Annotated in this window: 17 protein-coding genes and 2 pseudogenes; 5 read left to right on the top strand and 14 right to left on the bottom strand. The window is 53.0% G+C overall.

The window, feature by feature from the left end:
• Positions 1 to 302: 302 nt before the first annotated feature.
• Positions 303 to 743: a hypothetical protein gene (locus ENTMO_RS0111895; RefSeq protein ID WP_010430964.1), complete on the top strand. Its 441-nt coding sequence runs from the start codon at positions 303 to 305 to the stop codon at positions 741 to 743.
• 51 nt (positions 744 to 794) lie between these two features.
• Here the strand turns inward: ENTMO_RS0111895 and ENTMO_RS0111890 are convergent, their stop codons facing one another.
• The 9 genes and pseudogenes from ENTMO_RS0111890 to ENTMO_RS0111855 form a co-directional block, all read right to left on the bottom strand.
• A complete protein-coding gene (locus ENTMO_RS0111890) occupies positions 795 to 1,232 on the bottom strand; it encodes a hypothetical protein (protein WP_010430959.1) in 438 nt (145 codons plus the stop codon).
• Positions 1,233 to 1,310: 78 nt separating this feature from the next.
• Positions 1,311 to 1,769, bottom strand: coding sequence for an Acb2/Tad1 domain-containing protein (locus tag ENTMO_RS24095; RefSeq protein ID WP_010430956.1), 459 nt, complete (start codon positions 1,767 to 1,769; stop codon positions 1,311 to 1,313).
• A 240-nt stretch (positions 1,770 to 2,009) separates the two neighbouring features.
• On the bottom strand, positions 2,010 to 2,363 hold the full coding sequence (locus tag ENTMO_RS0111880) for a hypothetical protein (RefSeq protein ID WP_010430953.1): 354 nt from the start codon (positions 2,361 to 2,363) through the stop codon (positions 2,010 to 2,012).
• Positions 2,364 to 2,478: 115 nt separating this feature from the next.
• Complete coding sequence (locus ENTMO_RS0111875) at positions 2,479 to 2,733, bottom strand: hypothetical protein (protein ID WP_010430950.1); 255 nt, start codon at positions 2,731 to 2,733, stop codon at positions 2,479 to 2,481.
• Positions 2,734 to 2,838: 105 nt separating this feature from the next.
• The gene (locus ENTMO_RS0111870) at positions 2,839 to 3,450 is read right to left on the bottom strand and encodes an NADAR family protein (protein WP_029485071.1); all 612 of its coding nucleotides are present in this window, start codon (positions 3,448 to 3,450) and stop codon (positions 2,839 to 2,841) included.
• Positions 3,447 to 4,472, bottom strand: coding sequence for a phosphoribosyltransferase-like protein (locus ENTMO_RS0111865; protein WP_029485070.1), 1,026 nt, complete (start codon positions 4,470 to 4,472; stop codon positions 3,447 to 3,449). The genes ENTMO_RS0111870 and ENTMO_RS0111865 overlap by 4 nt, the downstream gene beginning before the upstream one ends.
• A gap of 83 nt (positions 4,473 to 4,555) precedes the next feature.
• Positions 4,556 to 4,939 carry a hypothetical protein gene (locus tag ENTMO_RS26120; protein WP_157133716.1) on the bottom strand — a complete coding sequence of 128 codons (384 nt, stop codon included), beginning with the start codon at positions 4,937 to 4,939 and terminating at the stop codon, positions 4,556 to 4,558.
• An 88-nt stretch (positions 4,940 to 5,027) separates the two neighbouring features.
• A pseudogene (locus ENTMO_RS25240) lies at positions 5,028 to 5,348 on the bottom strand (MT-A70 family methyltransferase); the annotation flags it as partial.
• A 129-nt stretch (positions 5,349 to 5,477) separates the two neighbouring features.
• Positions 5,478 to 6,509 carry a phosphoribosyltransferase-like protein gene (locus tag ENTMO_RS0111855; protein ID WP_010430940.1) on the bottom strand — a complete coding sequence of 344 codons (1,032 nt, stop codon included), beginning with the start codon at positions 6,507 to 6,509 and terminating at the stop codon, positions 5,478 to 5,480.
• Positions 6,510 to 7,102: 593 nt separating this feature from the next.
• Here ENTMO_RS0111855 and ENTMO_RS25235 point away from each other — a divergent pair.
• A pseudogene (locus tag ENTMO_RS25235) lies at positions 7,103 to 7,288 on the top strand (AraC family transcriptional regulator); the annotation flags it as partial.
• Positions 7,289 to 7,338: 50 nt separating this feature from the next.
• Here the strand turns inward: ENTMO_RS25235 and ENTMO_RS0111845 are convergent.
• On the bottom strand, positions 7,339 to 8,268 hold the full coding sequence (locus ENTMO_RS0111845; RefSeq protein ID WP_010430937.1) for a LysR family transcriptional regulator: 930 nt from the start codon (positions 8,266 to 8,268) through the stop codon (positions 7,339 to 7,341).
• Between the two features lie 91 nt (positions 8,269 to 8,359).
• Here ENTMO_RS0111845 and ENTMO_RS0111840 point away from each other — a divergent pair, with 91 nt between their 5' ends.
• Both ENTMO_RS0111840 and ENTMO_RS0111835 read left to right on the top strand, forming a co-directional pair.
• A complete protein-coding gene (locus ENTMO_RS0111840; RefSeq protein ID WP_010430935.1) occupies positions 8,360 to 8,836 on the top strand; it encodes a GNAT family N-acetyltransferase in 477 nt (158 codons plus the stop codon).
• A 134-nt stretch (positions 8,837 to 8,970) separates the two neighbouring features.
• A complete protein-coding gene (locus ENTMO_RS0111835; protein WP_010430933.1) occupies positions 8,971 to 9,243 on the top strand; it encodes an ElaB/YgaM/YqjD family protein in 273 nt (90 codons plus the stop codon).
• 25 nt (positions 9,244 to 9,268) lie between these two features.
• Here ENTMO_RS0111835 and ENTMO_RS0111830 read toward each other — a convergent pair whose 3' ends face one another.
• Complete coding sequence (locus ENTMO_RS0111830) at positions 9,269 to 10,732, bottom strand: EAL domain-containing protein (RefSeq protein ID WP_010430931.1); 1,464 nt, start codon at positions 10,730 to 10,732, stop codon at positions 9,269 to 9,271.
• A 289-nt stretch (positions 10,733 to 11,021) separates the two neighbouring features.
• Here ENTMO_RS0111830 and ENTMO_RS0111825 point away from each other — a divergent pair, with 289 nt between their 5' ends.
• Positions 11,022 to 11,906 (top strand): helix-turn-helix domain-containing protein, encoded by an 885-nt coding sequence (locus tag ENTMO_RS0111825; protein ID WP_010430929.1) that lies wholly within the window; start codon positions 11,022 to 11,024, stop codon positions 11,904 to 11,906.
• A gap of 35 nt (positions 11,907 to 11,941) precedes the next feature.
• Here ENTMO_RS0111825 and ENTMO_RS0111820 read toward each other — a convergent pair whose 3' ends face one another.
• The 3 genes from ENTMO_RS0111820 to ENTMO_RS26590 form a co-directional block, all read right to left on the bottom strand.
• On the bottom strand, positions 11,942 to 13,117 hold the full coding sequence (locus tag ENTMO_RS0111820; protein ID WP_010430928.1) for an HlyD family type I secretion periplasmic adaptor subunit: 1,176 nt from the start codon (positions 13,115 to 13,117) through the stop codon (positions 11,942 to 11,944).
• A complete protein-coding gene (locus ENTMO_RS0111815; protein ID WP_010430926.1) occupies positions 13,114 to 15,279 on the bottom strand; it encodes a type I secretion system permease/ATPase in 2,166 nt (721 codons plus the stop codon). The genes ENTMO_RS0111820 and ENTMO_RS0111815 overlap by 4 nt, the downstream gene beginning before the upstream one ends.
• A 176-nt stretch (positions 15,280 to 15,455) precedes the next feature.
• Positions 15,456 to 23,988 (bottom strand): Ig-like domain-containing protein (locus ENTMO_RS26590; RefSeq protein ID WP_010430924.1); only part of this gene is annotated, 8,533 nt, incomplete at its 5' end.

Raw genomic sequence — 23,988 nt, 5'->3', positions numbered from 1 at the left:
CCGGAAATGCCAAAAATGAAAAATTACCCAAAACGAGAGACTTTTTGCGCGTCTGCAGACCCTCGGTGTTTCGGGTTCTGGAAAGGACCCGCTGCCTGGGGGCAAGTGGGCCTCGGTTCTATCCTCGGCACCCTATGGGTATGAATGACTGTCGCCAGTTCCCGCTGGCGGCGGTCGCCCACCTTCCAATAATCACTAATCAGCGTCAATTCTGATTGCTAATTACTGGCATTTTCTGCCTAAGAGTTTTGAATCCTTTCCTTTAGCCTGAGTTTCTTAACTCTCACCAGCAAGGAAATAAAATGTCTCAATCCAACATTGATAAATTCGACGAAATTACAGGGCGGATATTTGCCAACTTATATGAAACATTTCCGCAACCAATTACCATTAATTTTGAAGAGTATACGACCTCTCTTGCCACTTCGAACGACCCGGTAGATGGAGTCATTCATAATTACTTTGAGCGCCAATTCGTCTCAGATTCAGTTGTGTGGCTCAGAGATTCAGGTTACATAACCTCAGTTTCTAATGATGAATACTCTATTCATGGCACTATATTGACTGCTAAAGGGCTTGAATGCCTCAAAAAGGTTCCCGCTAGTCTGGATCCTCGCCCCTCCTTCGGAAGCCAATTAGTTGAAGCCGTCAGGGGTGGAAGCTTAGATGCTGTAAAAACCCTTTCAAGCACTGTGATAACTGCTGGCGCTGCTTTAACGGCTCAACACCTTGGCTTTCGTTGAGGTCATAACAATCAGAAAATTTGGAATCTAAGCCGGTAAAAATCCGGCTTTTTATCTAAATACAAAATTTTCATTTAAAATTAACAGACATGACTTCTCCAATAATTTCCGGTCAATTCCCCCTGTTAGATAATGCTGGTGATTAGTAGCAATATACCCCCAACATTTATGCACAACTTCGTTATCTTCAAGCAACCCCTCACAAGAAACGTATGCACTACTACACTTCAATAAACGTTCTGTACACAATTTGATTCTTTCATCATATCTATGTCTATCTTCTGGAATATTTAATTTTTCAGGAAGAGTTACAAGAATATCTGAGTATTCATGAATTGTGTTCTTGAAATGAAGCTTAGCTTTTAATTTGTCTTGTCTACTCCATTGCAATAGCGCAAGCGCTGCTACCACAGCAGTAACCGCCGTGAATATGGCCGATATCGCAGCCCAGATTGTAGCCCATGGCCAGGCATAAATTGTTTGCCACATGAAAACCTCCTTAAGATGAGGAGGCTATCTTACCGCAACCCATTTTTTCAGGCACTCGGTGAATGCCTGCTGTAATGGTCAACAGTCGTCATCAGGCCGGTACACAGCTCGGCACGTAGCCATGCATGCACTTTGCATTTCGGTTTTTGCAATGCTCAGCCAGCGGCCATCGTTTTCCCCATCATCCAGAAAAACGATTCGGGCGATGAACTGTCGGCTGATTGCGCGGGCACGGTTCACCGCATGTTTCCCGCGGTACCCCTCTTCTCTCGCCTGGCTCAGCGCCGTGGTGAAGCGTTCAAGTGCGGCATCAGACCAGCGTTGGTTTTTACTGAAACGCCAGCATGCCTGTGCTCGGGGTTTTCGTGGCGCAGTGCTGCCGCGCATGCCTTCTGCCCACACTGTCAGAAGAGACTTTATCCAGGCAGACTGAATTCCCGTCAGCGGCGTGAAACGGCCCAGGTAACTTTTGCGTGGTGCAGCTGCTGCAGCTTCGAGTGCAGACTGATGAGAACGGCGCTGTTTCGGTGTGTTCATTCCGGCACTCCTAATTCTGCATTGACCTGCGCCAGCAGCTCCGCCTCGGTACCGTATTTCTGTTCCCAGGTCTTCCGCCCAGCATGGACGGCAACGCCGTGACCACCTTGTCTATGGTGAATAGCGCAAAGAGGGATTACGTGATAATTGTCGGCACGAACGGCTAAGCCAGTGCCTTTACCTCTTCTTTTCCTGTGTAGTAGTAGCCTGTTGCTTTAGCTTCTCTAACAGTTTTTGTGTTTAGTCTCTACATTCCCTTCTGGACCCAGGCAAACGCGTATCTGCAGTTCGTAACTCCTTGCTAAAGCCACGTAACCCTCTGATTACAACATTCCCATCCTTATCGGTGGTACGAATAGATTCGGGGAGAACATTCCTGAATTCACCCTTCATTTCAAATTCAAATGATACCCGGTCTGACTTATAGACCCATTGTTTGGAACCAAAGGCGAGAAAACTGTATATTTTTCCATCAATCTTGATGTAGTGTGCATGCCGCGCCTTTGTGTTACCGCCCCTACTTGGCGGTCTACTTTTTTCTTTTAAAACGATGAAATAATCATCAATTTTTGCATCTTTAATTTCATTACTCATTATGGGCACCTTTTTATGAGATACTTCTCATATTAGTCAACAATATCCATATCACCAAGGCGCTCAATACTATAACAAAGGTCAAAGAAAACCCGCCGAAGCGGGTATTCATATTTTAAACTGAAGGGTCATTGATAGGTGTTGGTGACAATTCGTTTACAAAATGAGCAACATCGTTAGGATCCTGCGGATCTTCGCTTGCGATAAGATAAATCTTTAAGTGACCCTCTTTCTCGATGGAATACTCTCTCACCCGAAATCCAAAGTAGTAACCTGAACCGGGATTGGCGATCGTTATCTCCTGCCTTCCCTCTTCAATTTTCATCAAACGTGTACCACCATTACCTTCGACAAGAATACAATCATGCATAGAATTCTCCAGCTTGAGTAAGTGATTCGCACACAAAATTATAACAAATACCCGCTTACGCGGGTTTGACGATCAGCCGCGACCACAAGAGGAATAAAGGCCATATTAAAAAAGCGATAAGCTATGCCCAGGGTCTATAGGTGGTGGAGTGAAAGTGACGTCGCGAATTTGTTCCCCGAGCAGAAGAAACTTATCCAAGGACAGCGGAGGTATGGAAGCAAAACCTGCGCGCCCCTTCCTTCTTGCAACGTCTCTCGCGTCCATAAGAATGCGACCTAACACGTTCATTCCGTAAAAGTTGCCTTCAGAGTCTTTACTTGCCCCCCAAAACTGGTCTTTTTCAGAATGTTCCACGATGTCATAGTCTCCAGTACTATCCAAAAGTGCGAAGAATGTTTCCCAGTTCTGACAAAGCTTAACGCACACGCACCACTTCATTATCGAGACACGATTCCTTTCCCAACCTGAACGTGTTTTGGATTCGAAGGATCGAGCAGTCTGTTTAGCCTCGTAGGGGTTTCCCTGAGTTATGATAACCTTTTGAATATCCGGAAAATCTGGATACCGACATGCTTGATAAAGGATTTCACTTGATTGAATCGGGATGTCATTGACCATAAGAGGGTACCCCTTGGCCATGTTAGAAAGCCCGCCCCATTTTTCATTGGTTTTTCTGAAAGGTACCGTTTTCTGTTGTGGGTAAAGTCGATAGCTCATAGTCGTTGATTATATACTTCACGTTTCATCAAAGGATACCAGCAATCAACAGCAAAAGTACCAGTAACTTCGTAGGATCCCCACCAAAATGCTAAGGGGGTGTTGTTAGGGCAGTTTCTGAAAGTGAAAGTTGTCCCCCCAAATCCAACCCCTTTAAATGTCGAAAATCCAAGGGGCTTGAGCGCATCTTGCGGATTTTTACTGTGCGAAAGGATGTCAAATCCTGTTGCAGTCAAAATCTGCTCAAATCTGTTTCGTCTCTTTTCATCCGGAAAATTATCATTTTTTATATATCCTTCACGGTATATTCCAGTATAGAGAGATGAGTCCTTAACCCAACCCGGAATGTTAACGTTATCCGAAATAGGCCAAAAAACACCTGAGCTAGAGCTATAGAATTTTCTGTTTTCGACACTCCTAAATTCACCGGGGCCAGTATATATTTTAATATTAAGTCGACCGAAAGCGTTTTCCAATCTATATTTTATATTCCATTCTGCGAATGTGTGCGTCCCAAAGAAATATATATAAATCTCAATATTCTGTAATTGATAACGAGTAATCAACCAAGTTAAGTCTTGTATTGCCTTCGTCCCAGAGAATGAAACATCATCGATATAGACAAACTTACCAAAACTTCTTACCCATCGGTCTAAAGAACTTCTAGTAACAACATTTAAACACTCTGTAGACTCTGCACAGAGTTCGGTAACCAGTTCATGCTGGCTACTCCCCTGATCTTGAATATCTAAAAATGCTGCGTTTAAAAAGAATTCAGCGTTAGCTTCATCCTCTACAAGCTCAGTAATGACATTTTGATATCTTATTTCTGCAAAATACCCAAGTCCCAACATTCGCTCCGTCTCTTCAAGCACAAATCTTCGTTCAGAAGGCCGGAATTGATCAAGCCATCGAGACACATGATTATTGTCCATACCTCCTTTTGGCGTATAACGATAATCAGATAGGATTGAAGATATGCTCGACAAAAGATCATCATCAGATATATCAGTGCAGTTCATAAATCACCCCCTTCAAAGCACCCACGGAGTTAAAAATGCTGTAAAAAAACGGACTCAAATAACTTTAATATAAATCCACACTTTTAGTCGATTCTTATTTTTCCAAAATCATAATCAATAACAACTATAGATGAAAATAATCCTTTCAGAATTGTTATCTGCTCATCCACATTAAGAAGTTTCGTTGAACTTTTTCCTTCTACTATACATATGCGTTTATTAGCTCGTTCTGATTTTGCCTTAATATCATTCATCATAATTCTGTATGCTTCTTCTGCATTGGCACTTTGACACCCCAATCTGTGGAGTACCATTTGAGGTGTTCCTGCAGATACATCCGCTATTGAAGAGACACTAGCATCGAAACTACCATCGATTAACTTACCAATACATCCATGAGCCAAGTGATGCTCAGTTAAGTGAAAGGAAAAGCACTGTTCTACTGCAAAATTTTGCTTAAGATTCATTTCATGCCGCTTTTTAAAAGGATTTTCATAAGAATGCCTCATACAGAATAATAATCAACACTTAAGATCACAATTTGTAGGTCAAAATTTAAGGACGAGAAAATATATCTACAACTCTTGCTGGACTAAATGCTACAGAAGGTGATCCACACTGATTTCCCCACACATCAAATCCGTGGGATGACCTCCTGGCAAACAGCTCAATGCGTGGAACATAGCCCTGCAGCCGTACCAGCATTTCCCGCACACAATCCGGTTTACGAGAATGCTCGTGTCGCGGCGCTGTGAACTGCTGGATAATCGAAGCGTCCTGCCGTGGCGGTCGCCTGCCCTTTACGGCGAACAGGCAATCTTCGCTGTTCGCCCGGGTCAGATGCCCCATCCCCATCGCCGTTTTGTCTGTCTGCCTGAGCAAAAATCCAACTTAATTGGATAGATAACCTATTGATTGTAAAATTCAAGTTTAGCCTTCTTGGATATATCACCCGATGCTTCTGTGGTTTTCTTGGAGGCAACAGTGTTTTATAGCGAATATATTCTATAGGTCATGCCAAAGGTTATATCCGTCGCGTCTCATAAGTGGATACCAGCAGTCTAATGCAGCATGACCTGTTGGTTCATAAGCTCCCCACCAAAAAGCCAAGGGTACATTATTAGGGCAATTTCGATAAGTAAAAGTTGTTCCACCAAAACCCATACCGTCAAAAGTAGAGAAACCTAAAGGTTTAAGTACTTCACTAGGTGTTTTTCTGTTGAGAAGAATATCAAAGCCCACCTTGGTTAGTATAGATTCGAATCGATCCCTGGAAGCTTGATTCCTAAAACTATCAGTAGTGAAATAACCTTCCCTATATATTCCTTTATAAACATCCAACTCATCGAACACCTCCGGTATATCCACACTTTCAATCTTGGGCCAGAAAACCCCAGATTTGGCAGACTGACTCTTTCGGTTTTCAACTTTTCGTAAACCACCATTCTGCACGTATATTGTAATATTTCTGCCATTAAAAACTTCGTCTAATCGTCTTTTAATATTATAATCAGATAGCGTATGGGAAGAGAATAGATACACATTTATTTTGATATTTCTTAAATCAAAACTCATTACAAAATCGGTTATCGATTTAATAGCCTTTTCACCAGAGAAAGACGTATCATCGATGTAAACAAATCTCTTAAACTTACTCACCTCATCCTCTGTAGAGGAATTAGTAACGATACTGAACTTCACATTCACCATTTCATAAAGAGAATTGAGTAATTCCTTCTGACTATTACCATTTTTTTGAATATCTAAAAAACCTGCATATCTAAAAAATTTAGTATTCTTCTCGCTCCTAGCCATAGCTTTTAAAAGGCCTTTATAAAGGTCTTCAGAGAGATAACCCGCTCTGAGTAAATAAAGGGTTTCATCTAATATAAAGCGTCTATCATCAACTGAGAATTGCTTGATCCACTTACTAACATGTTCGGAACTCATTCCTTCAGCAGGTGGGTATCTATAATCGCTCAACTTTTCTACGATTTTATCGATTACATTTTCATCAGTTAAAATATATGGGGACATAAAAATTCCTTTTTACGACAAAGGCCTGAATAAATAAGAATCCTCTTATTTATTCAGGAAAATGCTGTGGATTCAACTTATATTTTTTTCAATATAGCGATAGCGATCACAATTGTTGCTACTGCATTGAATAATGCGGGGGCACTACCTTATAAACCCGCGAACGTTATGAGATGCTCACCTGCAGTGCTTTCCTATGATACGTGTAAATTCGATAACCCCCCCGGGTTTGCATACCTACTGCCAAGCCCGATATCTTCTCCATGACCGAGGTATTGCCTCGAACCGATTACCCTTTGGATGTAAATGACTGGCGTTGGATATTTACGCGTAAGGAGCCGTCGCGACACAGCAGATAATCACACCATAATTGAGCTTCTAAACAATGGTTCCTTTTCTTGAGCATCTTATGCAAGTAGTTTTATCTTTTGGATAAACCTCTCCAAATCAGATTTATCAGTCTCTTAAGGAAATCTTTCAGCATCAAATCCCTAATCAAAAGATGAAAGTGGCTAAGTCGCATGCGACCCGCTACTTGACGTGTATTGTTTTCAATCAAATACACCTGACCAGTGGTTTTTTGTTGGAGTTACGCCGTCGGGCGTCACACGGGTTCTCTGGATACCATTTCCGCCACGGTGTGGGCAATGTTTCGCGACTGGCTACCCACCAGCGGCGAAGCGCTGCGCGATGCCCCGGTATTTTTCCACTACCTCAACTTTATTCACGAGGTGCCAGAACATACGCTGCAAACGGACATCTACCTGCCGTTAACGTGACTATCCCTTATTACCGACATTTCTACCGGGTGGCACTTCGCTTACCCGGTCTACGGTCCCCTGCCAGCCTGCGCCAGCATTTGCAACTCTTCCTTAAGCCATCGGGTCGCGCCCCGCTGGCCGCTGCGTTTATGCGAATAAATTTTCACTTCAAACGTGCGTATCGAAAACGGTAAAGGAAAAATCCTCAGGTCAGCTGCCGCAGCCAGCTTCTCAGCGGCAAAACGGGGGATCGCCATCAGCAGGTCGCTTTCCGCAACGATAAAGGGCGCGCTGAGCATCGACGGCGTTTTGATCGCAATTTGTCGGGTATAGCCCAGTTGTTCGAGCCGCACGTCCAGAACGCCCTGCTTCTCATTCCATGGCGTCACCACCAGGTGTCGTGCTGCGAGATAATCCTCCAGCGTCAGATGCGTCCGCCGCGCGTTGCTGATGACCACATACTCATCTTCAAACCAGTCGATCTCTTCCAGTTCCGGGTGCCGGATATCATCCTGAGTGCTGAACCCCAGCGCAAGATCCACTTCGCCCGCCAGCAGTTCCGTCAGCGCCGGGCTGTGCGGCAGATAGCGTAATTCGAAACGCAAACCCGGGGCAGCAAGCTGCAGTTTGTGCATCAGCACGGGGAAAATGCACAGCGCGGTAAAGTCCGTAATCCCAATTTCCAGGCTTTCGGTACTGCTGGCCGGGTCAAATTCCGGCTGCGGGGTCAGCTCATGATTCAGGAACGACAATGCGGAAGCAATTGAAGGCGCAAGCTGAGTGGCATACACGCTGGGGGACATGCGATGCCCTTCCCGAAAAAAAAGCGGGTCATTAAGGGTAATGCGCAAACGCGACAGCGCATGGCTCAGCGCAGAAGTACTCATCGCCAGCTCATCAGCGGCCCGCCGAACGGAGCGGTGGCGGTAAATCGCGTCGAAAACGGGCAGCAGGTTTAAATCAAGGCGTCTCAGTGCCGGATGCATAATATTCATCATTTGTTGATTTCATTGCACTTAATTCTTCGGACAATACTCCGTATGCTTAACGCCATCAATCGAAATACAGGCTAAAAAAACAGGAAAAACGATGAGCATAACCATTCGTCAGGCCCGTCCCGAAGATGCGGCGGCAATTTACGCCATGATCTACGAGCTCGCGGTGTATGAAAAAGCGCCGGAAGAAGTCGTGACCACACCAGAGGAGATCCGGGAAACGCTCTTTGGTACCGGCAGTCAAACCGAAGCGTTGATCGCGGAATGTGAGGGTAAGATCGCCGGCTATGCCGTGTTCTTCACCAGCTATTCGACCTGGCTAGGACGCAACGGTATTTACATGGAAGACCTGTACGTTTCCCCGGATTATCGTGGAAAAGGCGCGGGAAGAGCGTTGCTGAAACATATCGCGCAGCTCGCGGTAAAACGGCAGTGCGGCCGCCTTGAATGGAGCGTGCTGGACTGGAACCAGCCCGCCATTGATTTTTACCTGAGCATAGGCGCGCTGCCGCAGTCTGAATGGGTTCGCTATCGTCTTGATGGCGAAGCGCTGCTGAGTTTTGCCGAATAACAGCGTCTCTCTGTGCGAGTCTCACGCACAGAGATATATCCGAAAACAGCCCTGCCAGGGGCCGAAATAAACCTTTCGTCTCTCACTTCGGCAAAGAGCGGCTATCCTTTAATTACTCACTAAAGGAGGTAAACATGTCTGATATCAATGCCGATAAAAACACCCAGTTCGCTGAAGACAAAGCCAAAAATAAGCTTGATGAACTGGCAGGTTCAGCGCAGCAGCAGTTTGGTGAATTCGTAGATTCACCAAAGCATCAGGTCAAAGGTGCGGCGAGAAAATATGCCGCCCAGGCCAGCGATGCCGTTTCTGACGTAACGGAAGCGGTTAAGAATAATCCCCTGACTGGGCTCATTGCCGCCGGTGCTGTGGGTATTGTTCTCGGTCTGTTGCTGGGACGCAAATAATAAAGGCCCTCCGGGGCTTTATTTTCTAGCTAAACATTCTTACCATCCTGTCTAATTCTTCCTCTTTCACAGCCCGTGACAAATAATAACCCTGGAAGCTTTTCACTCCCAGTTCAACTAATTTTTCAAACTTCTCTTCACTGTCAACGCCCTCTGCGATGCAATCCGTTCCGGTCATGTCGCTATAAATTTGTATCGCTTTAATAAGATGGTAGTCATTATCATTTGCCACAAAATGTTCGACGATATCCCGGTCTAGTTTCAGCCCGTCAAAATGCACCTGCCTGACGGGGAACAGGGTGTGATGGTTGGAGAAGCAGTCGTCCAAAAATAATCTACACCCCGTGTTCCGCAGGAGACGCATGGTTTCAGGGATCCTGCTGTCCTTCATCACATCAATGCTTTCCGCGAATTCAAACACCAGCTTTTCCGCCCACTGCGGTTTGAGCAGCATGCCGGTGGCCTTCCTGGCCATATCCGGCAAGGCATTCCCGGAGGCCAGACGAGGTGGAATATTTACGGAAAAATAAAACCTCCCATTATATTTATTAATTCCACAAACGGCAGCATGGATGACCAGCGCCGTAATCTTTAACCATATTTCATGATGTGAGATATCATTAAGAAAGCTGGCGGGCTTAACAATTTTACCGTTTTTATTCCAGCGAATAAGTATCTCAAAGCCTACCCCTTTTTTATCACGATCGGTAATGATCTGATACGCTGGAAATATTTCTCTTTTCAACAGTGCGTTATAGATATCGACTTCTTTATCGGTGAATCCTTCATTTTTATTGGGCAGGACGTCACGGTTTTCCGCTCTGAAATTGTGCGGATCGTTTAGCCATTGTCTAATCACATGTAATTTATTCACCCCTTCCTTACGGTGAGTATAAATAGTTTTATTAGACAACCCCGCCCTTTCACACTGCTCTTTTACGGACATCCCTCGGTAGAAACGTAATAAAACATCAATCTCTCTTTTTGTTAAACCTTTTATTTTCGCCTGGTTGGCGGATGCCATATATTGACTGCGTAATAAACGCGAACGTTCCTTAAGCTTTTCGCCGCGAATATTGAGACTGGATGCCAAATCAGCAACACTGGATATACGAATCAATGACAATTGCTGGCTATTATTTAAAAGACTTCTCAGCGTACAATAGAGCCAACCATCGGGGATGTCACCATACAGGGTTACGCGTCGAATAACGGGCAGCGCGTTCAGCACTGATGCCAGCCGCTTCAGGCTGGCAAGAAGTTCCACAACGCCCTTCCCAAGAAATACTGAAACGCTAGCATGCTGATTTTTAACGATATCTTCAAGATCTCGTTGGCGCACCTCATCTTCCTCAAAGTGAATAAGTGAGGCATTTACCCCATACTGTTTGAGCAGCAGACAATATCCCTGAAATGTGAAACAACAGGTTGAGATGACAAAATTTTGCTCATCGCAAGCAGCATTTCTGAGAGACGTTTTTTGAGTCATAACCTGCTCCTGGGCACGAAAGCGCCAATCTCATTTTTTATAAATGCAAAAAGCTGAATACACCTGGTTTGAATAATGATTTTACAGCACGCCGAGTGGTTAAGATATCGTTATCGACGCCATTGACCGGAACATCTTTGCGTTAATCACCCGCCCATTATCATGACTGCAAATATATCTTTCTTTTCAAATAACGACCGCAAACAACATTTTCTCAGGTATAATGAATATTCCGAAAAAGAAGGCTTAACACTTCATCTATCGGTTCATTAAACACGAGAAAAACGCTATGGATAATCACATCTCATCCAGGGCCTTGCTACATCGAAGGGATGTTATAAAGAACAACCCGCGATTCGGTGAGGCAATATTAGAGCACTACACAATTAATGATACCATCTACAAAAAACAACCTTTGTTCTACAAGACAATGCTGCAGGAATCACGGTTTAACATTATTCTCTCCATGTGTTGTTTTATTTTTGGAAATCAGGCCGAGTCCGTTTCAGAGATTAAAGAGTTATGTTCACGCTATAAAATAGCCAGCCCCAACAGCGTCATTGCGATCATTACGATACTTCGAACCACCGGGCGCATCAGGACCTGGCGCTGTACGGAAGACAGGCGAAAAACAAGAATTGCCCCAACCGAAAAAGGATTGAATGAACTTAAACGCTATATGTCCGGCGCATTTATACCCGTCAGCATTCTGTACCCTGCGTTTAATATTGACGTCAATTTGCTGGATAATGATATTTTAAGGAATAACTTTTTCCGCCGCGCGGCGGAATACCTCTTTCGGGGATTAACGTTCAGGAAGGTTTTACCGGAAGTGGGGTTATTTATCGATAAAGACGGAGGCCGAATGATTATGCTATATCTTTATCTGCAGGCGGTAAAAAACAAATCAGCACACGGTGCAATTATTGATTATTCTGCCAGCTCGCTCGCTAAGGAATTTTTTGTTTCACGCATTCACGTCAACCGAATTATCAAAACGGCGCAAGAGGCGGGCTATCTTAAAGATAGGGGTAATGGAAGGATGTCGATTTACCCAGCCTTTATCGAACTGGTGGAAAACTATGCCGGTTTGTATTTCGCGTATGTCACGCATTACATCAACGTGGTTCCGAAAGAACGACGCCACCTCAACAACGTGACGTCAACGATATAATTCAGATGGCGTTCGGGATCCCGAACGCCACTATCTTATCTTTCGCGCAGCGCCTCTTTTGCCTTGTTCAGCGGCTTCAACAGATAATCCAGAATGGTTTTGCTGCCAGTTTTAATATCAACGGTAGCAATCATGCCCGGAAAGACCGGAAATTCCTGACCTTGCTTATTGGTCAGATGGTTGCTGTCGGTACGAATATAGACGCGATAGTAGTAAACATCCCTTTTCACCTCATCCTGCAGGGTGTCCGGGGAAATCATGGTCACTTCCCCTTCCAGTCCGCCGTAAATGGAATAGTCATAGGCCGTAATTTTCACCAGCGCTTTCTGGCCAGGATGAATAAACGCCACATCTCGCGGCGAGATTTTCGCTTCGACCACCATCTGATCGTCCAGCGGGACCAGGCTCATCAGCTTGCCGTTCGGCGGGATAACGCCTCCCACGGTGGTGACGTCAATATCCTTCACGATCCCGCGAACCGGGGCATTGAAGGTCAGCCGGGTCAGGGAGTCCTCACGCCCTTTCATCACCGAACGCTGGGCTTCAATCTCCGCGTTGGCTTTCGCCAGCTCTTCGCGGGCGCGAACGTAATACTGGTTTTTCATCTCGGTGATTTTATTCTCAAGCTCATTTTTTTGACGCTCAAGACGTAACACCTCAACCTTGCTGGCCGCCCCCTGGGTCACCAGCGGACGGGTTAAGGACAGCTCGCGCTGCACCAGTTCGGCCCCCTGACGTAAACCGGCCAGCCCTTTTTCGAGGCTCTCACGACGGGACTGATAGAGCGCCGTTTCCTGTTTAACCAGCTCAACGTCGTCATCCAGCTCTTCCGGGAACGCAAGTTCCGTATCGTTCACCTCGGCCTTCAGGCGCGCTGCCGTTGCCAGCGCCGCATTCAGGCGAGACTCGCTCTCCAGCACGCTGGACTCGGTTTTTGTCCGGTCAAGCTGCGCGAGCTGCTGGCCGCGTTCAACAATATCGCCCTCGCGAACCATCAGGCTGTGGATAATCCCCCCTTCCAGGGACTGGATCACCTGCTCGTGGGAGGACGGGATCACCTTACCGCTGCCGGTTGTCACCTCATCCAGCTTGAACAGGCTCGCCCAGGCGATAAAGACCGCCAGCAGGGCGAACAGCGACCATGCTACCAGTGACGAGCGCGGCAGGCGCGGCTCTTTCAGACGGCTGTTAAAGCGAGAGAAATCATTCATGCCACGCCCTCCGTTTTCATGGTGACGGTACGCTGTACGGCTTTCTGCGGTGCCATACCGTGCTGGTGCAGGATCGCATCGCGCGGACCGTCCATCACCACCTTGCCGTTTTCCAGCACGATGATGCGGTCGACCAAATCCAGAATCGGCAGGCGATGCGTCGCTACCACCAGCGTCCGGCGTTTACCCAGCCATTTGTGGAGATGCTGTATAAACTGCTTCTCGCTCATTTCGTCCAGCCAGGCGGTTGGTTCGTCCAGCAGCAGGATATTGGGTGAGACGATCAGCGCGCGCGCCAGCAATAGCGCCTGACGCTGTCCACCGGAGAGGCCCGTTCCGCCCTCGTTGATGATGGTGTTCAGCCCCATTTTCTGCTTACGCACAAACTCCAGCGCACCGCTGTTGACCAGCGCCTGATGAATCTCGTCGTCGGTGGCCAGCGGGTTGCCCATCAGAATGTTGTCCCGCACGGAGCCAAAGAACAGTCGGGCCTGCTGGCTAAGCAACTGCATGTCGCGACGCACATCGGCCGGATCCAGATGATTGAGGGCAATATCGTCGAGCAGGATGCTCCCCTGCTGCGGCTCCTGCATGCCCGCCAGAAGCTGTAACAGCGTGCTTTTACCGGAGCCATTACGCCCAAGCACCGCCACGCGCTCCCCGGCGCGGATCTGCAGCTTGCTGATATTGAGCACGGTGAGTTTCTCTTCCTCGTCGTAATAAAACCCGACGTCCTCAAGGCTATAGTCGCCGCGCAGGTGGGCTTTGTGCACCTTCTTGCCGTGCTGCGGATCGTCAATCGGGCGCTGCATCAGGTCGTCCAGCCCCTTGCGCGCCACCTTTGCCGACTGCCAGCGCGAGAGCACGCCTGAGATCTGCGACAGCGGCGCGATAGTACGCGACGCCAGAATCGAGGTCCCTACCAGCGCACCGGTGGTCATGTCGCCGCTGATGACCAGGTAACAGCCGACCAGCAGTACCACCGCATAGACGATTGACTGTACCTCCTGCGTCCACGTGAGCAGCAGGCCCGTCAGCCAGCGCTGCTTCATGCCGACGCTGGCGGCGACGTCGTTGGTGTTATTCCACTGGTTCTGGAAACGCTGTTCGGCGCGCATCAGCTTGATGTCTTCAAGGCCCTGCACCGCTTCCACCAGCGTGGCGTTACGAATGGCGGATTCACGCATCCCTTCGCTGGAGAGTTTCCCCAGCGGGCGCTGAACCAGCAGGCCGGGAATGAGCAGCAGCGGCACGGCGAGCAGGACCACCAGCACCAGCGGGCCGCCAATCATCCACAGAATGAAAACGAACAGCAGGAAGAACGGCAGATCGGAAATGGCCGCAATGGTGGTCGAGGTGATGAGCTCGCGCACCGACTCCAGCTCGCGGATCTGCGCGATAAACGATCCGGTTGATTTGGATCGCGCGCCGTTTTTAATCCGCAGCGCGTGGGCAAACACGCGTTCAGAGATACGCAGGTCGGCGCGTTTCCCCACCACGTCAGAAATATGCACGCGCAGCATGCGCATGATGAATTCGAACAGAATGGCAATCATCACGCCGCCAAACAGCACCCACAGCGTGGCTTCCGACTGCGACGGAACCACCCTGTCGTAGACCTGCATGGAGAAGACCATACCGGAAAGCGCCAGCACATTAGCGACCAGCGCCACCAGCATGATGTCGCTGTAGCGTCGCCAGTCTTTCAGCGCCAATTGCCAGAACCAGTTTTTCTCATAGGGTTTGATGTAGTCATCCACGCGAGCATCCGGCGTGGATTCGAGCGGGCGCAATACCATCAGCCCCTTTAACCGCGTCCCGAGTTCGTCACGCGTCAGCGTCGTCTCCAGCCCCGCGTCGCCGCTGAACTGCAGGCTGACGTTGCCTTCTCTGTCCATGCGGTTAATGACCGCGATTTGTCCACCGGTGAACTCCGCCAGCAGCGGCAAACGCCACGGGTCGAGGGATACCGCTTCAGCCGCCACCACACGCATCCCCAGCCCAAGCTGGCGCGCCATCTCCTCCAGCACCAGCTGGCGCGGAGACTGGCTTTCATGGTTAATCGTGACCCGAACGTGCTCCGCCGAAAAGTCCAGCCGATAGTGCTTCGCGATGGTGAGCATGCCCTGCAGCCAGGGTTCGTACTGTGGATGTGTCTTCATAATGCTACGTCCTGTTCAGGGCGATAATTTCGCACTGAAATGATACCTTCACGGGATGATTAAGAATCGAACACTTCCTAAACGAGCCCGCAAAATAATCTTGTGAAATATAGGGTTATGGCTATTCATGTAAAGAAACGCAAAAAGCCGCGAGGATCGCTCCCCGCGGCGTTGTTTTACGCAATTAACAGCTGATGGTTCGCCAGCAGCGTCGCCAGATCCGTCTGTACGCCGTTCAGCGTCACCAGGGCGGTTGGCGAGAACTGGCCGCCCGTCCCGTCCAGGTCCACCTGGATCTCGGTGTTGCTGCCGTTCTGCACCACGCGGATGTAATCGCTGATATTGCCCGCGCTGCTGTCTAGCGTGGCCACGCCGTTCACGTAGCTCGCCGAACCGGGGCCGGTATAGCCGCTGCCGGAGAGCAGATCGCGCAGGTCGATACGATCCGTGTCCGCCGTCCCTTCCCAGGTGCCGACCGTAAAGCCGTTCACCACGTCGTGACCGTTACCGCCCGTCGCATCCGTCGCGTTGATCAGCTTGTAGAGCAACGTATCGTGACCGCCGCTGCCGATGTTGAAGGTGTCGTTCCCGCCGCGGCCTTCGAACTGGTTATCACCGCTGTTGCCGGTAATGACGTCGTCGAAGTTCGAGCCGTTAATTCCCTCAATGTTGAGCAGTCGTGACGTCCCGAACCCGGTGTCCTGCGCGGTAGAGAGGCGCAGGTCAACGGTCACGCCGGAGGTCGCATTGCGGTAATCCGCCACGTCCATCCCGCCGGTGTTGCTCCAGGTGTCGTAGTCGGAATGGGTATTCCAGCCGCCGGAGCCGTTATAGGTATAGGTGCCGTCCTCTGCGATAAAGGTGTCGTTATACCCGGTACCGGTAAGGGTCCCGCTGTGGCCGCCGGTGGCTGCTTCGGCCGTCAGAACGTAGCCCTCTTTGCCGTTACCCGCTTCCAGACCGCTCCAGGTGACGTTATCCGACACGCCGTTGGTGATCTTCAGAATCTCGGCCGAATAGGTTTCATTCGGATCCAGCCCGTAGAAGCTCACCAGCGCAGAGGTATCGTTCGAGCCAATACCGGACTGGGCGTTGATGATCTGCGACGCCACCAGTACGCCCGCGGCGTTGTACAGATTGACCGTGTTGCCGTAGTAGGCGTTGATGCCCTCGCTGTCGACAATGTGCAGGTGCATCGCGGTGCCGTCAGCAATGGTTTTGCTGTTCTGCACCAGCACCACCTTGCCGTTCTGCTGCGATACCAGCAGATCCTGCGCGCCGTCCCAGTTGTAGTCCACCGCCGCCACGCCGGTGACGTTCGCCAGGCCCGAAGCCAGCTGGCTTGAGGTCCAGGTAGAGCCGTAACCGTTGTTGGTGAACAAGGTCGCCGTCTGCGAGCCGCCGTAGGTGCTGAGCTTGATGATGTCCATCTGCCCGTCACCGTTCCAGTCCACCGCCACCGACAGATACCCTGCCGTGGCGTTAGAGGCTTCCACCGCGCTCTTGGTGGCAGAAAGCGTCCCGGTACCGTCGTTGTAGTAGATCACCCCGCCGTTGTTGTTGTAGCTGCTGCCCAGGTACAGATCCATGTAGCCGTCGCCGTTGAAGTCTGCCCACGTCATGGAGGCTGCCGTGGTGGTATTCGAGGCATTGGCCACAAACACGTTCGTCAGGTTCTGACCGATAGAGAGCGTGCCGTTGCCGTTGTTGTTGATCACGGTTAATGAGTACGCGCCGCTACGGTTGGTGTGCTGGACAATGTCTACCGTGCCGTCGTTGTTCAGGTCGACGCCGGAAATTTCGCGCCCGGAATCGAACTGACCGTAGAAACCGCCTTCGCCACCGGTGCCATCCGGCGACAGAACGCCGTTGTTGTTCACCAGGTAGGTCAGTGAGTCCATGCCGGCATCGCCGTACGCCAGATCCAGATAGCCATCCCCGGTTTTATCGTAGGCAATGACGCCGCCGTACCAGATGGTGGTCCCCATCGCCAGCTGGCTGGCGTTATAGGTGCTGCCATCATAGGTCCACATCACCTGCGTAGAGCCAGCGTAGGTATTTTCCGTCGCGAAGATATCCTGCGTGCCGTTACGGTCGAAGTCAGCGGCGGTCTGGCTCACCACGTAGTAGCCGCGGGTGTTGGTCAGCGTATTTCCGGCATAGGTCGAGTTATCGCTGCTGGAGTAAGACTGGCCGTTAGCAATGATATTCCACAGACCGCTGCTGTTCATGCCGAGGGTCATGGGGGAGTTGTTGCTGTTCCCTGCCGTGGTCGCCCAGTCGGTATTCACCGAGGTGGTGTCAATCACCAGGCTGCCTGTCGCCGTACCGGTGGTATTGCCGTTACCCGCACTGCTCTTCACCTGCGCCGTCACGCTGTAGCTCGACACGCTCAGCGCATCACCGTCCGGGATCTGCAGATACCAGGTGTTGTGATCCGGGTCGACCACCACCGCGCCGCCGGTCTGGGAGGTGTAGGTTTTACCGTTCACCGTCACCACCAGGTATTCACCGTTCACCAGGTCAGCGGAGACGGTACCGCTGACAATCGGCGTGATGTCCGACGTGGTCTGCGCGGTAATCGCCGCCGTGGTGGTCGGGATGCTGGTATCAACGTTCAGCACAAAGCCGTCGGATTCCGTGTAGTTACCGGCTTTGTCGGTGACGCGCAGGATGTAAGTGTGGTTGCCGTCGCTCAGGCCATTGTCCTGGAAGGACCAGCTCGCGCTGCCGTTCATGGTCACCTGACCGAGCAGGACGCCGTCACGATAGAGCTGCACAATTTCACCGTCTTCCGGGGCGCGGTTAAGCGTACCGTTGATCAGCGGCGAGTTATCGTCCGTTGCCACCGTACTGCCAAAGGTCCCCTGACGCTCGCCTTCACCGTCGGTATAGCTCACTACCGTGCCTACGGTGGTTGGCGGCGTGGTGTCCACTGTCACCACCTGAGAGGCGGTGGAGCCGACGTTGCCCGCCTGGGCGATAATCCGCACCTGGTAGGTGTAGTCTCCGTCAGGCAGATCGCGAGTATCGGTGTAGCTCCAGCGCTGGTTGGTGACCGTGGTATCGAGCCAGGTATTGCCGCCGTCCAGGCTGATCTGTACGCGCTCGTCGCTTGCCAGCGCGCTGCCCAGCGAACCGTTGATGGTCAGCGTGGTGTCCATGGTGATGAAATCACTGCCGGACTGGCCGGTATCGTCGCTGATGCTGTCGATGGTGACGCCGTACTGCGGCGACTGGGTATCCACCGTCACCGCCTGCGCGGTGGTGGCCCCGACGTTCCCCGCCTGGTCAACGACCCGCACCTGATAGTTATGGCTGCCGTCGGTCAGGGTACGCGTGTCGCTGTAGCTCCACTGCGTACCGCTTACGGTGGCGTAAACCCAGGTGCTGCCGCCGTCCATGCTCACCTGTACGAATTCACCCGCGCCGAGTTCTGCGCCGAGCGTTCCGTGCAGTGTGTACGAGGTCGAACTGGTCAGGAAGTCGTTATTGTCGAAGCCGGTATCCACGGTGATGTTATCCACGGTCACCGTAATCGCCGCATCCGGGGCGACCGTATCGACGGTCACCTGCTGATGGGCGCTGGCGCCTACGTTACCGGCGGCATCCACCACGCGAACGTAGTAGTCATAGGTCTGGTTACCCAGCGTGCGGCCGTCCACGTAGTACCAGCTGTTGCCGGTGACGATGACGTTCTGCCAGGTCACGCCGCCGTCGATGCTGATCTGCGCGTATTCCCCGTCGGCCAGCGTTGCGCCGAGCGAGCCGTGCAGCGTCAGCGAGGTATCATTGGTGATAAAGTCGCTGCTGCTCAGGCCGGTATCGTCACTGATGCTGTCGATGGCGATCGTTTTGCTGGCGTCAGGTGCAACCGTATCAATGGTCGCCACCTGGCTGGCGGTGGCGCTGATATTGCCCGCGTCGTCAATCACGCGCAGCTGGTAGTTGTAATCCCCGTCGTCCAGCGTGCGGCCATCAACATACGTCCAGCTCAGGCCGCTGACGCTGACGTCGATCCAGGTCACGCCACCGTCGAGGCTGATCTGCGCGTGGTCGCCGCTGCCGAGCGCCGCGCCGAGCGTCCCTTCCAGGCTGATCTGGTTGTCGCTGGTGATAAAGTCACTGCCGGACAGGCCAGTATCCTGGGTGATGGAATCAACCGTAATCGTCGTTGCTGCAGGCATGGTCAGGTCAATCACCACATCCTGGCTGTCCGTCGCCCCCACGTTGCCCGCGTTATCGATCACGCGCACCTGGTACTGGTAGGTACCGTCCGTCAGGGTGCGGCCATCGGTGTAGCGCCAGGTGGTGCCGGTCACGGTCAGGTCAATCCAGGTGGTGCCGCCGTCGAGGCTGATCTGCGCCTTCTCGTTATTGCCGAGCTGGGCGGTCAGCGAGCCGTTGACGACCACCTGGCCGTCGTTGGTGATGAAATCCGTCGCGCTCAGGCCGGTGTCGTTTTGCAGTGAGTCAATGCTGATCCCCATCGACGGCGCGGTGAGATCCACGGTGATGGTGTGGTTATCGCTGGCGCTGTTGCCGATGGTGTTGCTCACCTGCGCGTTAATCACGTACGAACCGCCGTCCGCCAGCGCGGTCACGTCCGCGCTGCCCAGGGTGTAGCTCCAGGTGCCGTCATTCTGCACGGTCGCCGTATAGGTTTTACCGTTCAGCGTAATGGTCACCGTCTGGCCCGCCGGGGCGTCGGTGGTGCCGCTGACAGTCAGCGGCGTGCCGTGCTCGGCGGCGTTGACGATATCGTCCTGTGCAAAGGTGTTAATGGTGATGGTTGGGACATCGCCGTTCAGCGTCACGTCGTGCGTTGCGCTCCCCGGGTTGCCCGCCTTATCGCTCACCGTAGCCGTAATGGTGTAATCCCCGTCGCTCAGGCCGAGGAAATCACGGCCCGGCACGAAGACCGACCAGGATCCGTCCGCCCCGACGGTCGCCTGATAGCTGTGCCCGCTGAAGGAAACGGTCACCGTCTGGCCCTGTTCTGCCGTGGTGGTGCCGCGGATGGTCTGACCCGCCAGCTGCTCCGCGTTGTTGACGATATCGTCATCCGCCACGGTGCTGATGGTCACGGTTGGCGCGACGGTATCTACCGTTAAGGTATGCGTGGTTTGACCGTTATTACCCGCCTTGTCGTTCACCGACGCGGTGACCGTCAGCGCGCCTTCGCTCAGGCTGGCAAGATCGGCGGCCGGAACGTCCAGCGTCCAGGTACCGTCGTTTGCCACGGTGGCCGTGTAGGTTTTGCCGCCCAGCGTCACGGTCACCGTCTGGCCCGCTTCCGCGCTGGAAGAGCCGTGTACGGTGAGCGGCTGCTGCGCTTCCGCCGCGTTCAGAACGTCGTCGCCGGACAGCGTGGCGATGCTTACCACCGGCGAGGTGGTATCCACGCTGATGCCGTGCGTCGCCAACGCGCTGTTGCCCGCGCTATCCTGCGCCGACACGGACACCTGATAGCTCGCGCCATCGGCCAGGGCGCCCACGTCTGCGGCCGGAACGGTGGTCGTCCAGCTGCCGTCGCTCTGGATGGTGGCCGTATAGCTCTTGCCGTTCAGCGTCACGGTAACCTGCGTGCCGCTGGCGAACTGGGCGCTGGAGCCGTTAATCACCAGGGACGAACCGGCTTCAGCGGCGTTGATGACGTCGTCACCGCTAACGGTGTTCACCGTCAGCGCCACGGAGGCGGTGTTCACCACCACATCGTGGGTCTGGGTGCTGCTGTTGCCCGCGCTGTCGGTAATGGTCGCGCTAATGGTCACGGTGCCGTCGGTCAGCGCGGAAATCACGCTGGCCGGAACGCCCACGCTCCACTTACCGCTGGCGTCAACGGTGGTGGTGTACTGGTTTGAACCGATGGTGATGACCAGCTTATCGCCGACACTCGCGCCGGTTGCCGTGCCGCTCACGATCTGCGCCTGCCCGTGCTCCACGCTGTTAATGACGTCATCGCCCGCCACGACGTTAAAGCTGACGGTCGGCGGCGTGGTATCAAGCGTAATCGCTTTGCCCGCGCTGCCCGGGTTGCCCGCGGCGTCGCTCACGCTGACCTGCAAGGTGTAGCCGTTATCCGCCAGTGCGGAGAGGTCAGTGCCCGGCACGTTGACGCTCCAGATACCGCCCTGCTGCACCTGCGCGGTATAGCTCTTACCGCCCAGCGTCACGGGGACGATCTGCCCGACTTCCGCCGTGGTGGTACCGGAAATGGCCACGCCCGCAGCGGCTTCGCTGCCGTTAATCACGTTATCGTCAGCGACCGTATCAATGCTCACGCCTGGCGCGGTCGCATCCACGCTGTATTCGCGGCCCGCCGAGGCGCTGTTGCCGTGCGCGTTGGTGACGCTCACCTGCACGCTGGCATCGCCGTCCTTCAGACCCGCAAGGTCTGCAGACGGTACGGTAGCCGTCCAGTTACCGTCAGCGTCCACTTTCGAGGTGTACGTCTTGCCGCCGAACGTGATGGTAACGGTCTGGTTTTCCTCCACGTTCCAGGTGCTGCCGGACAGCACCAGATCCGCGCCTTTCTCCGCCGCGTTAATCACGTCGTCGGTAGCAATCGCATCGATGCTGACGGCAACGGCAGACAGATCGACGGTGACATCGTGGCTGATGGTCACCGGGTTGCCCGCCGCGCTCTGGCCTGCAACGGTCACGGTGACCGTACCCGCAGCCAGGGCCCCGACGTCTGCCGCCGGGATCGCCGCGCTCCACGTGCCGTCTGCCAGCACGGAGGCCGCATAGGTTTTGCCATTAACGGTCACGGTGAGAGTGGTGCCTGCCGCCAGCCCGTCGCTGGATCCGGTGACAATCAGGTTCTGTCCATGCTCGATGCTGTTAATCACATCGTCGCCCGCCACGGTATCAATGCGCAGACCCGGCAGGTTAGCGTCGATAGCGATCTCGCGCTCGCCCGCGCCGGTGTTGCCGTGACCGTTGGTGACGGTCGCCGATACGGTCAACTCGCCATTGCCCAGCGCGGTGAGGATGGATTCCGGCACGTTAATGGACCAGGTCAGATCGCTCTGCACCGTTGCGGTGTACGTGTTACCGCCAATGGTGACGGTGACGGTATTCCCCGCTTCCGCATTCGCCACTTTGCCGCTGATGGTCTGGCCCGCGGCCACTTCCGCCGCGTTGATGACGTTATCGCCCGCCACGGTATTGATGGTGACGGTCGGCAGCGCGGTATCCACCAGCAGGTTCGCGGTGTTATTCACGCTGTTGCCCACGCCGTTGGTCGCGGCGGCGCTCAGGGTATAGTTCGCTTCGCCCAGACCCGCCAGATCCGCTGCCGGAACGGTCAGGCTCCAGGTGCCGTCCGCCGCCGTCGTGGCCGCGTAGTTTTTACCGTTGAGGGTCACGGTCACCACGGTGCCTTCCGCCAGGTTGGCGCTGGTGCCGCTGACGCTCAGATCCTGAGCTTTCTCGACCGCGTTCAGCACGTTGTCATCGCTAATGGCGTTGAAGGCTACCGATGGCAGACCGGTATCGACGGTCACGTTATGGCTGCCGGTACCGGTATTGCCCGCCGCGTCGGTGACTGACGCAGTGACGGTTACGGTGCCGTCGCTGAGGCCGGAGATGACGCTGGCCGGTACGCCCACGCTCCAGTTACCCGCCGCGTCCAGCACGGTGGTGTAAGTCTGGCCGCCAATCGTAACGGTGACCTTATCGCCCGCTGCCGCGCCGGTGGCGGTGCCGCTGATGATTTGCGCCTGAGCGTGCTCAGTGATGTTAATCACGTCATCGCCCGCTACGGTGTTGATGGTTACCGCAGGAACGGTCACGTCCACCGTCAGGTTGTGATCGGCCGATGCCGGGTTGCCCGCCTTGTCGCTGACGCTCGCCGTCACGGTCACGCTGCCGTCGCCGAGTGCCGCCAGATCCGCCGCCGGAACGCTCAGCGTCCAGTTGCCGTCCGCGCCTGCGGTTGTGGTGTAATCTTTGCCGTTCAGCGTTACGGTCACCGTCTGGCCCGCTTCGGCAGTGGTGGTACCGGACACAGTCAGATCGGACTGCGCTTCAGTGGCGTTAAGAATGTCGTCGGTCGCCAGGGTGTTGATGGTTACGGACGGCGCGGTCGCATCCACGCTGTACTCGCGGCCTGCCGAGGCGCTGTTGCCGTTCACGTTGGTGACGCTCACCTGCACGCTGGCGTCGCCGTCCTTCAGGCCAGCCAGATCCGCTGACGGCACGGTCCAGGTCCAGTTGCCACTGTCGTCTACTGTCGCGGTATAGATTTTGCCATTCAGGCTGATGGTCACGGTTTGGCCGGCTTCCACGTTGGTGGTCGCACCGGACAGCACCAGATCCGCGCCCTTCTCCGCCGCGTTAATCACGTCGTCGGTGGCGATGGCATTGATGCTGATGGCAACGGTCGCCAGATCCACCGTCACATCGTGGCTGATGGTAATCGGGTTACCCGCTGAACTGTCGCCGGTAACGCTGATTTTGACGGTGCCTTCCGGCCACGCGCTCACGTCGGTGGACGGGATCGCCGCGCTCCAGGTGCCGTCCGCCAGCACCGTCGCCGCATAGTCTTTACCGTTGACGGTGACGGTCAGCGTCGTGCCCGGCGCCAGCCCGTCGCTGGAGCCGGTGACGATCAGATTCTGATTGTGCTCGATGCTGTTGACGACATTGTCGCCCGCCACGGTATCCACGCGCAGGCCCGGCAGGTTAGCGTCGATAGCGATA

Source organism: Enterobacter mori LMG 25706, from assembly GCF_000211415.1.
GTDB lineage: Bacteria > Pseudomonadota > Gammaproteobacteria > Enterobacterales > Enterobacteriaceae > Enterobacter > Enterobacter mori.
The sequence above is the reverse complement of the archived record's forward strand: the minus strand, read 5'-3'. Positions and strand labels throughout refer to the sequence as shown.

Excerpts from the sequence above, each read along its gene's own strand:
- ENTMO_RS0111895 (WP_010430964.1), top strand. The coding sequence starts at position 303 with ATGTCTCAATCCAACATTGATAAATTCGACGAAATTACAGGGCGGATA.
- ENTMO_RS0111890 (WP_010430959.1), bottom strand. The coding sequence starts at position 1,232 with ATGTGGCAAACAATTTATGCCTGGCCATGGGCTACAATCTGGGCTGCG.
- ENTMO_RS24095 (WP_010430956.1), bottom strand. The coding sequence starts at position 1,769 with ATGAACACACCGAAACAGCGCCGTTCTCATCAGTCTGCACTCGAAGCT.
- ENTMO_RS0111880 (WP_010430953.1), bottom strand. The coding sequence starts at position 2,363 with ATGAGTAATGAAATTAAAGATGCAAAAATTGATGATTATTTCATCGTT.
- ENTMO_RS0111875 (WP_010430950.1), bottom strand. The coding sequence starts at position 2,733 with ATGCATGATTGTATTCTTGTCGAAGGTAATGGTGGTACACGTTTGATG.
- ENTMO_RS0111870 (WP_029485071.1), bottom strand. The coding sequence starts at position 3,450 with ATGAGCTATCGACTTTACCCACAACAGAAAACGGTACCTTTCAGAAAA.
- ENTMO_RS0111865 (WP_029485070.1), bottom strand. The coding sequence starts at position 4,472 with ATGAACTGCACTGATATATCTGATGATGATCTTTTGTCGAGCATATCT.
- ENTMO_RS26120 (WP_157133716.1), bottom strand. The coding sequence starts at position 4,939 with ATGAATCTTAAGCAAAATTTTGCAGTAGAACAGTGCTTTTCCTTTCAC.
- ENTMO_RS0111855 (WP_010430940.1), bottom strand. The coding sequence starts at position 6,509 with ATGTCCCCATATATTTTAACTGATGAAAATGTAATCGATAAAATCGTA.
- ENTMO_RS0111845 (WP_010430937.1), bottom strand. The coding sequence starts at position 8,268 with ATGATGAATATTATGCATCCGGCACTGAGACGCCTTGATTTAAACCTG.
- ENTMO_RS0111840 (WP_010430935.1), top strand. The coding sequence starts at position 8,360 with ATGAGCATAACCATTCGTCAGGCCCGTCCCGAAGATGCGGCGGCAATT.
- ENTMO_RS0111835 (WP_010430933.1), top strand. The coding sequence starts at position 8,971 with ATGTCTGATATCAATGCCGATAAAAACACCCAGTTCGCTGAAGACAAA.
- ENTMO_RS0111830 (WP_010430931.1), bottom strand. The coding sequence starts at position 10,732 with ATGACTCAAAAAACGTCTCTCAGAAATGCTGCTTGCGATGAGCAAAAT.
- ENTMO_RS0111825 (WP_010430929.1), top strand. The coding sequence starts at position 11,022 with ATGGATAATCACATCTCATCCAGGGCCTTGCTACATCGAAGGGATGTT.
- ENTMO_RS0111820 (WP_010430928.1), bottom strand. The coding sequence starts at position 13,117 with ATGAATGATTTCTCTCGCTTTAACAGCCGTCTGAAAGAGCCGCGCCTG.
- ENTMO_RS0111815 (WP_010430926.1), bottom strand. The coding sequence starts at position 15,279 with ATGAAGACACATCCACAGTACGAACCCTGGCTGCAGGGCATGCTCACC.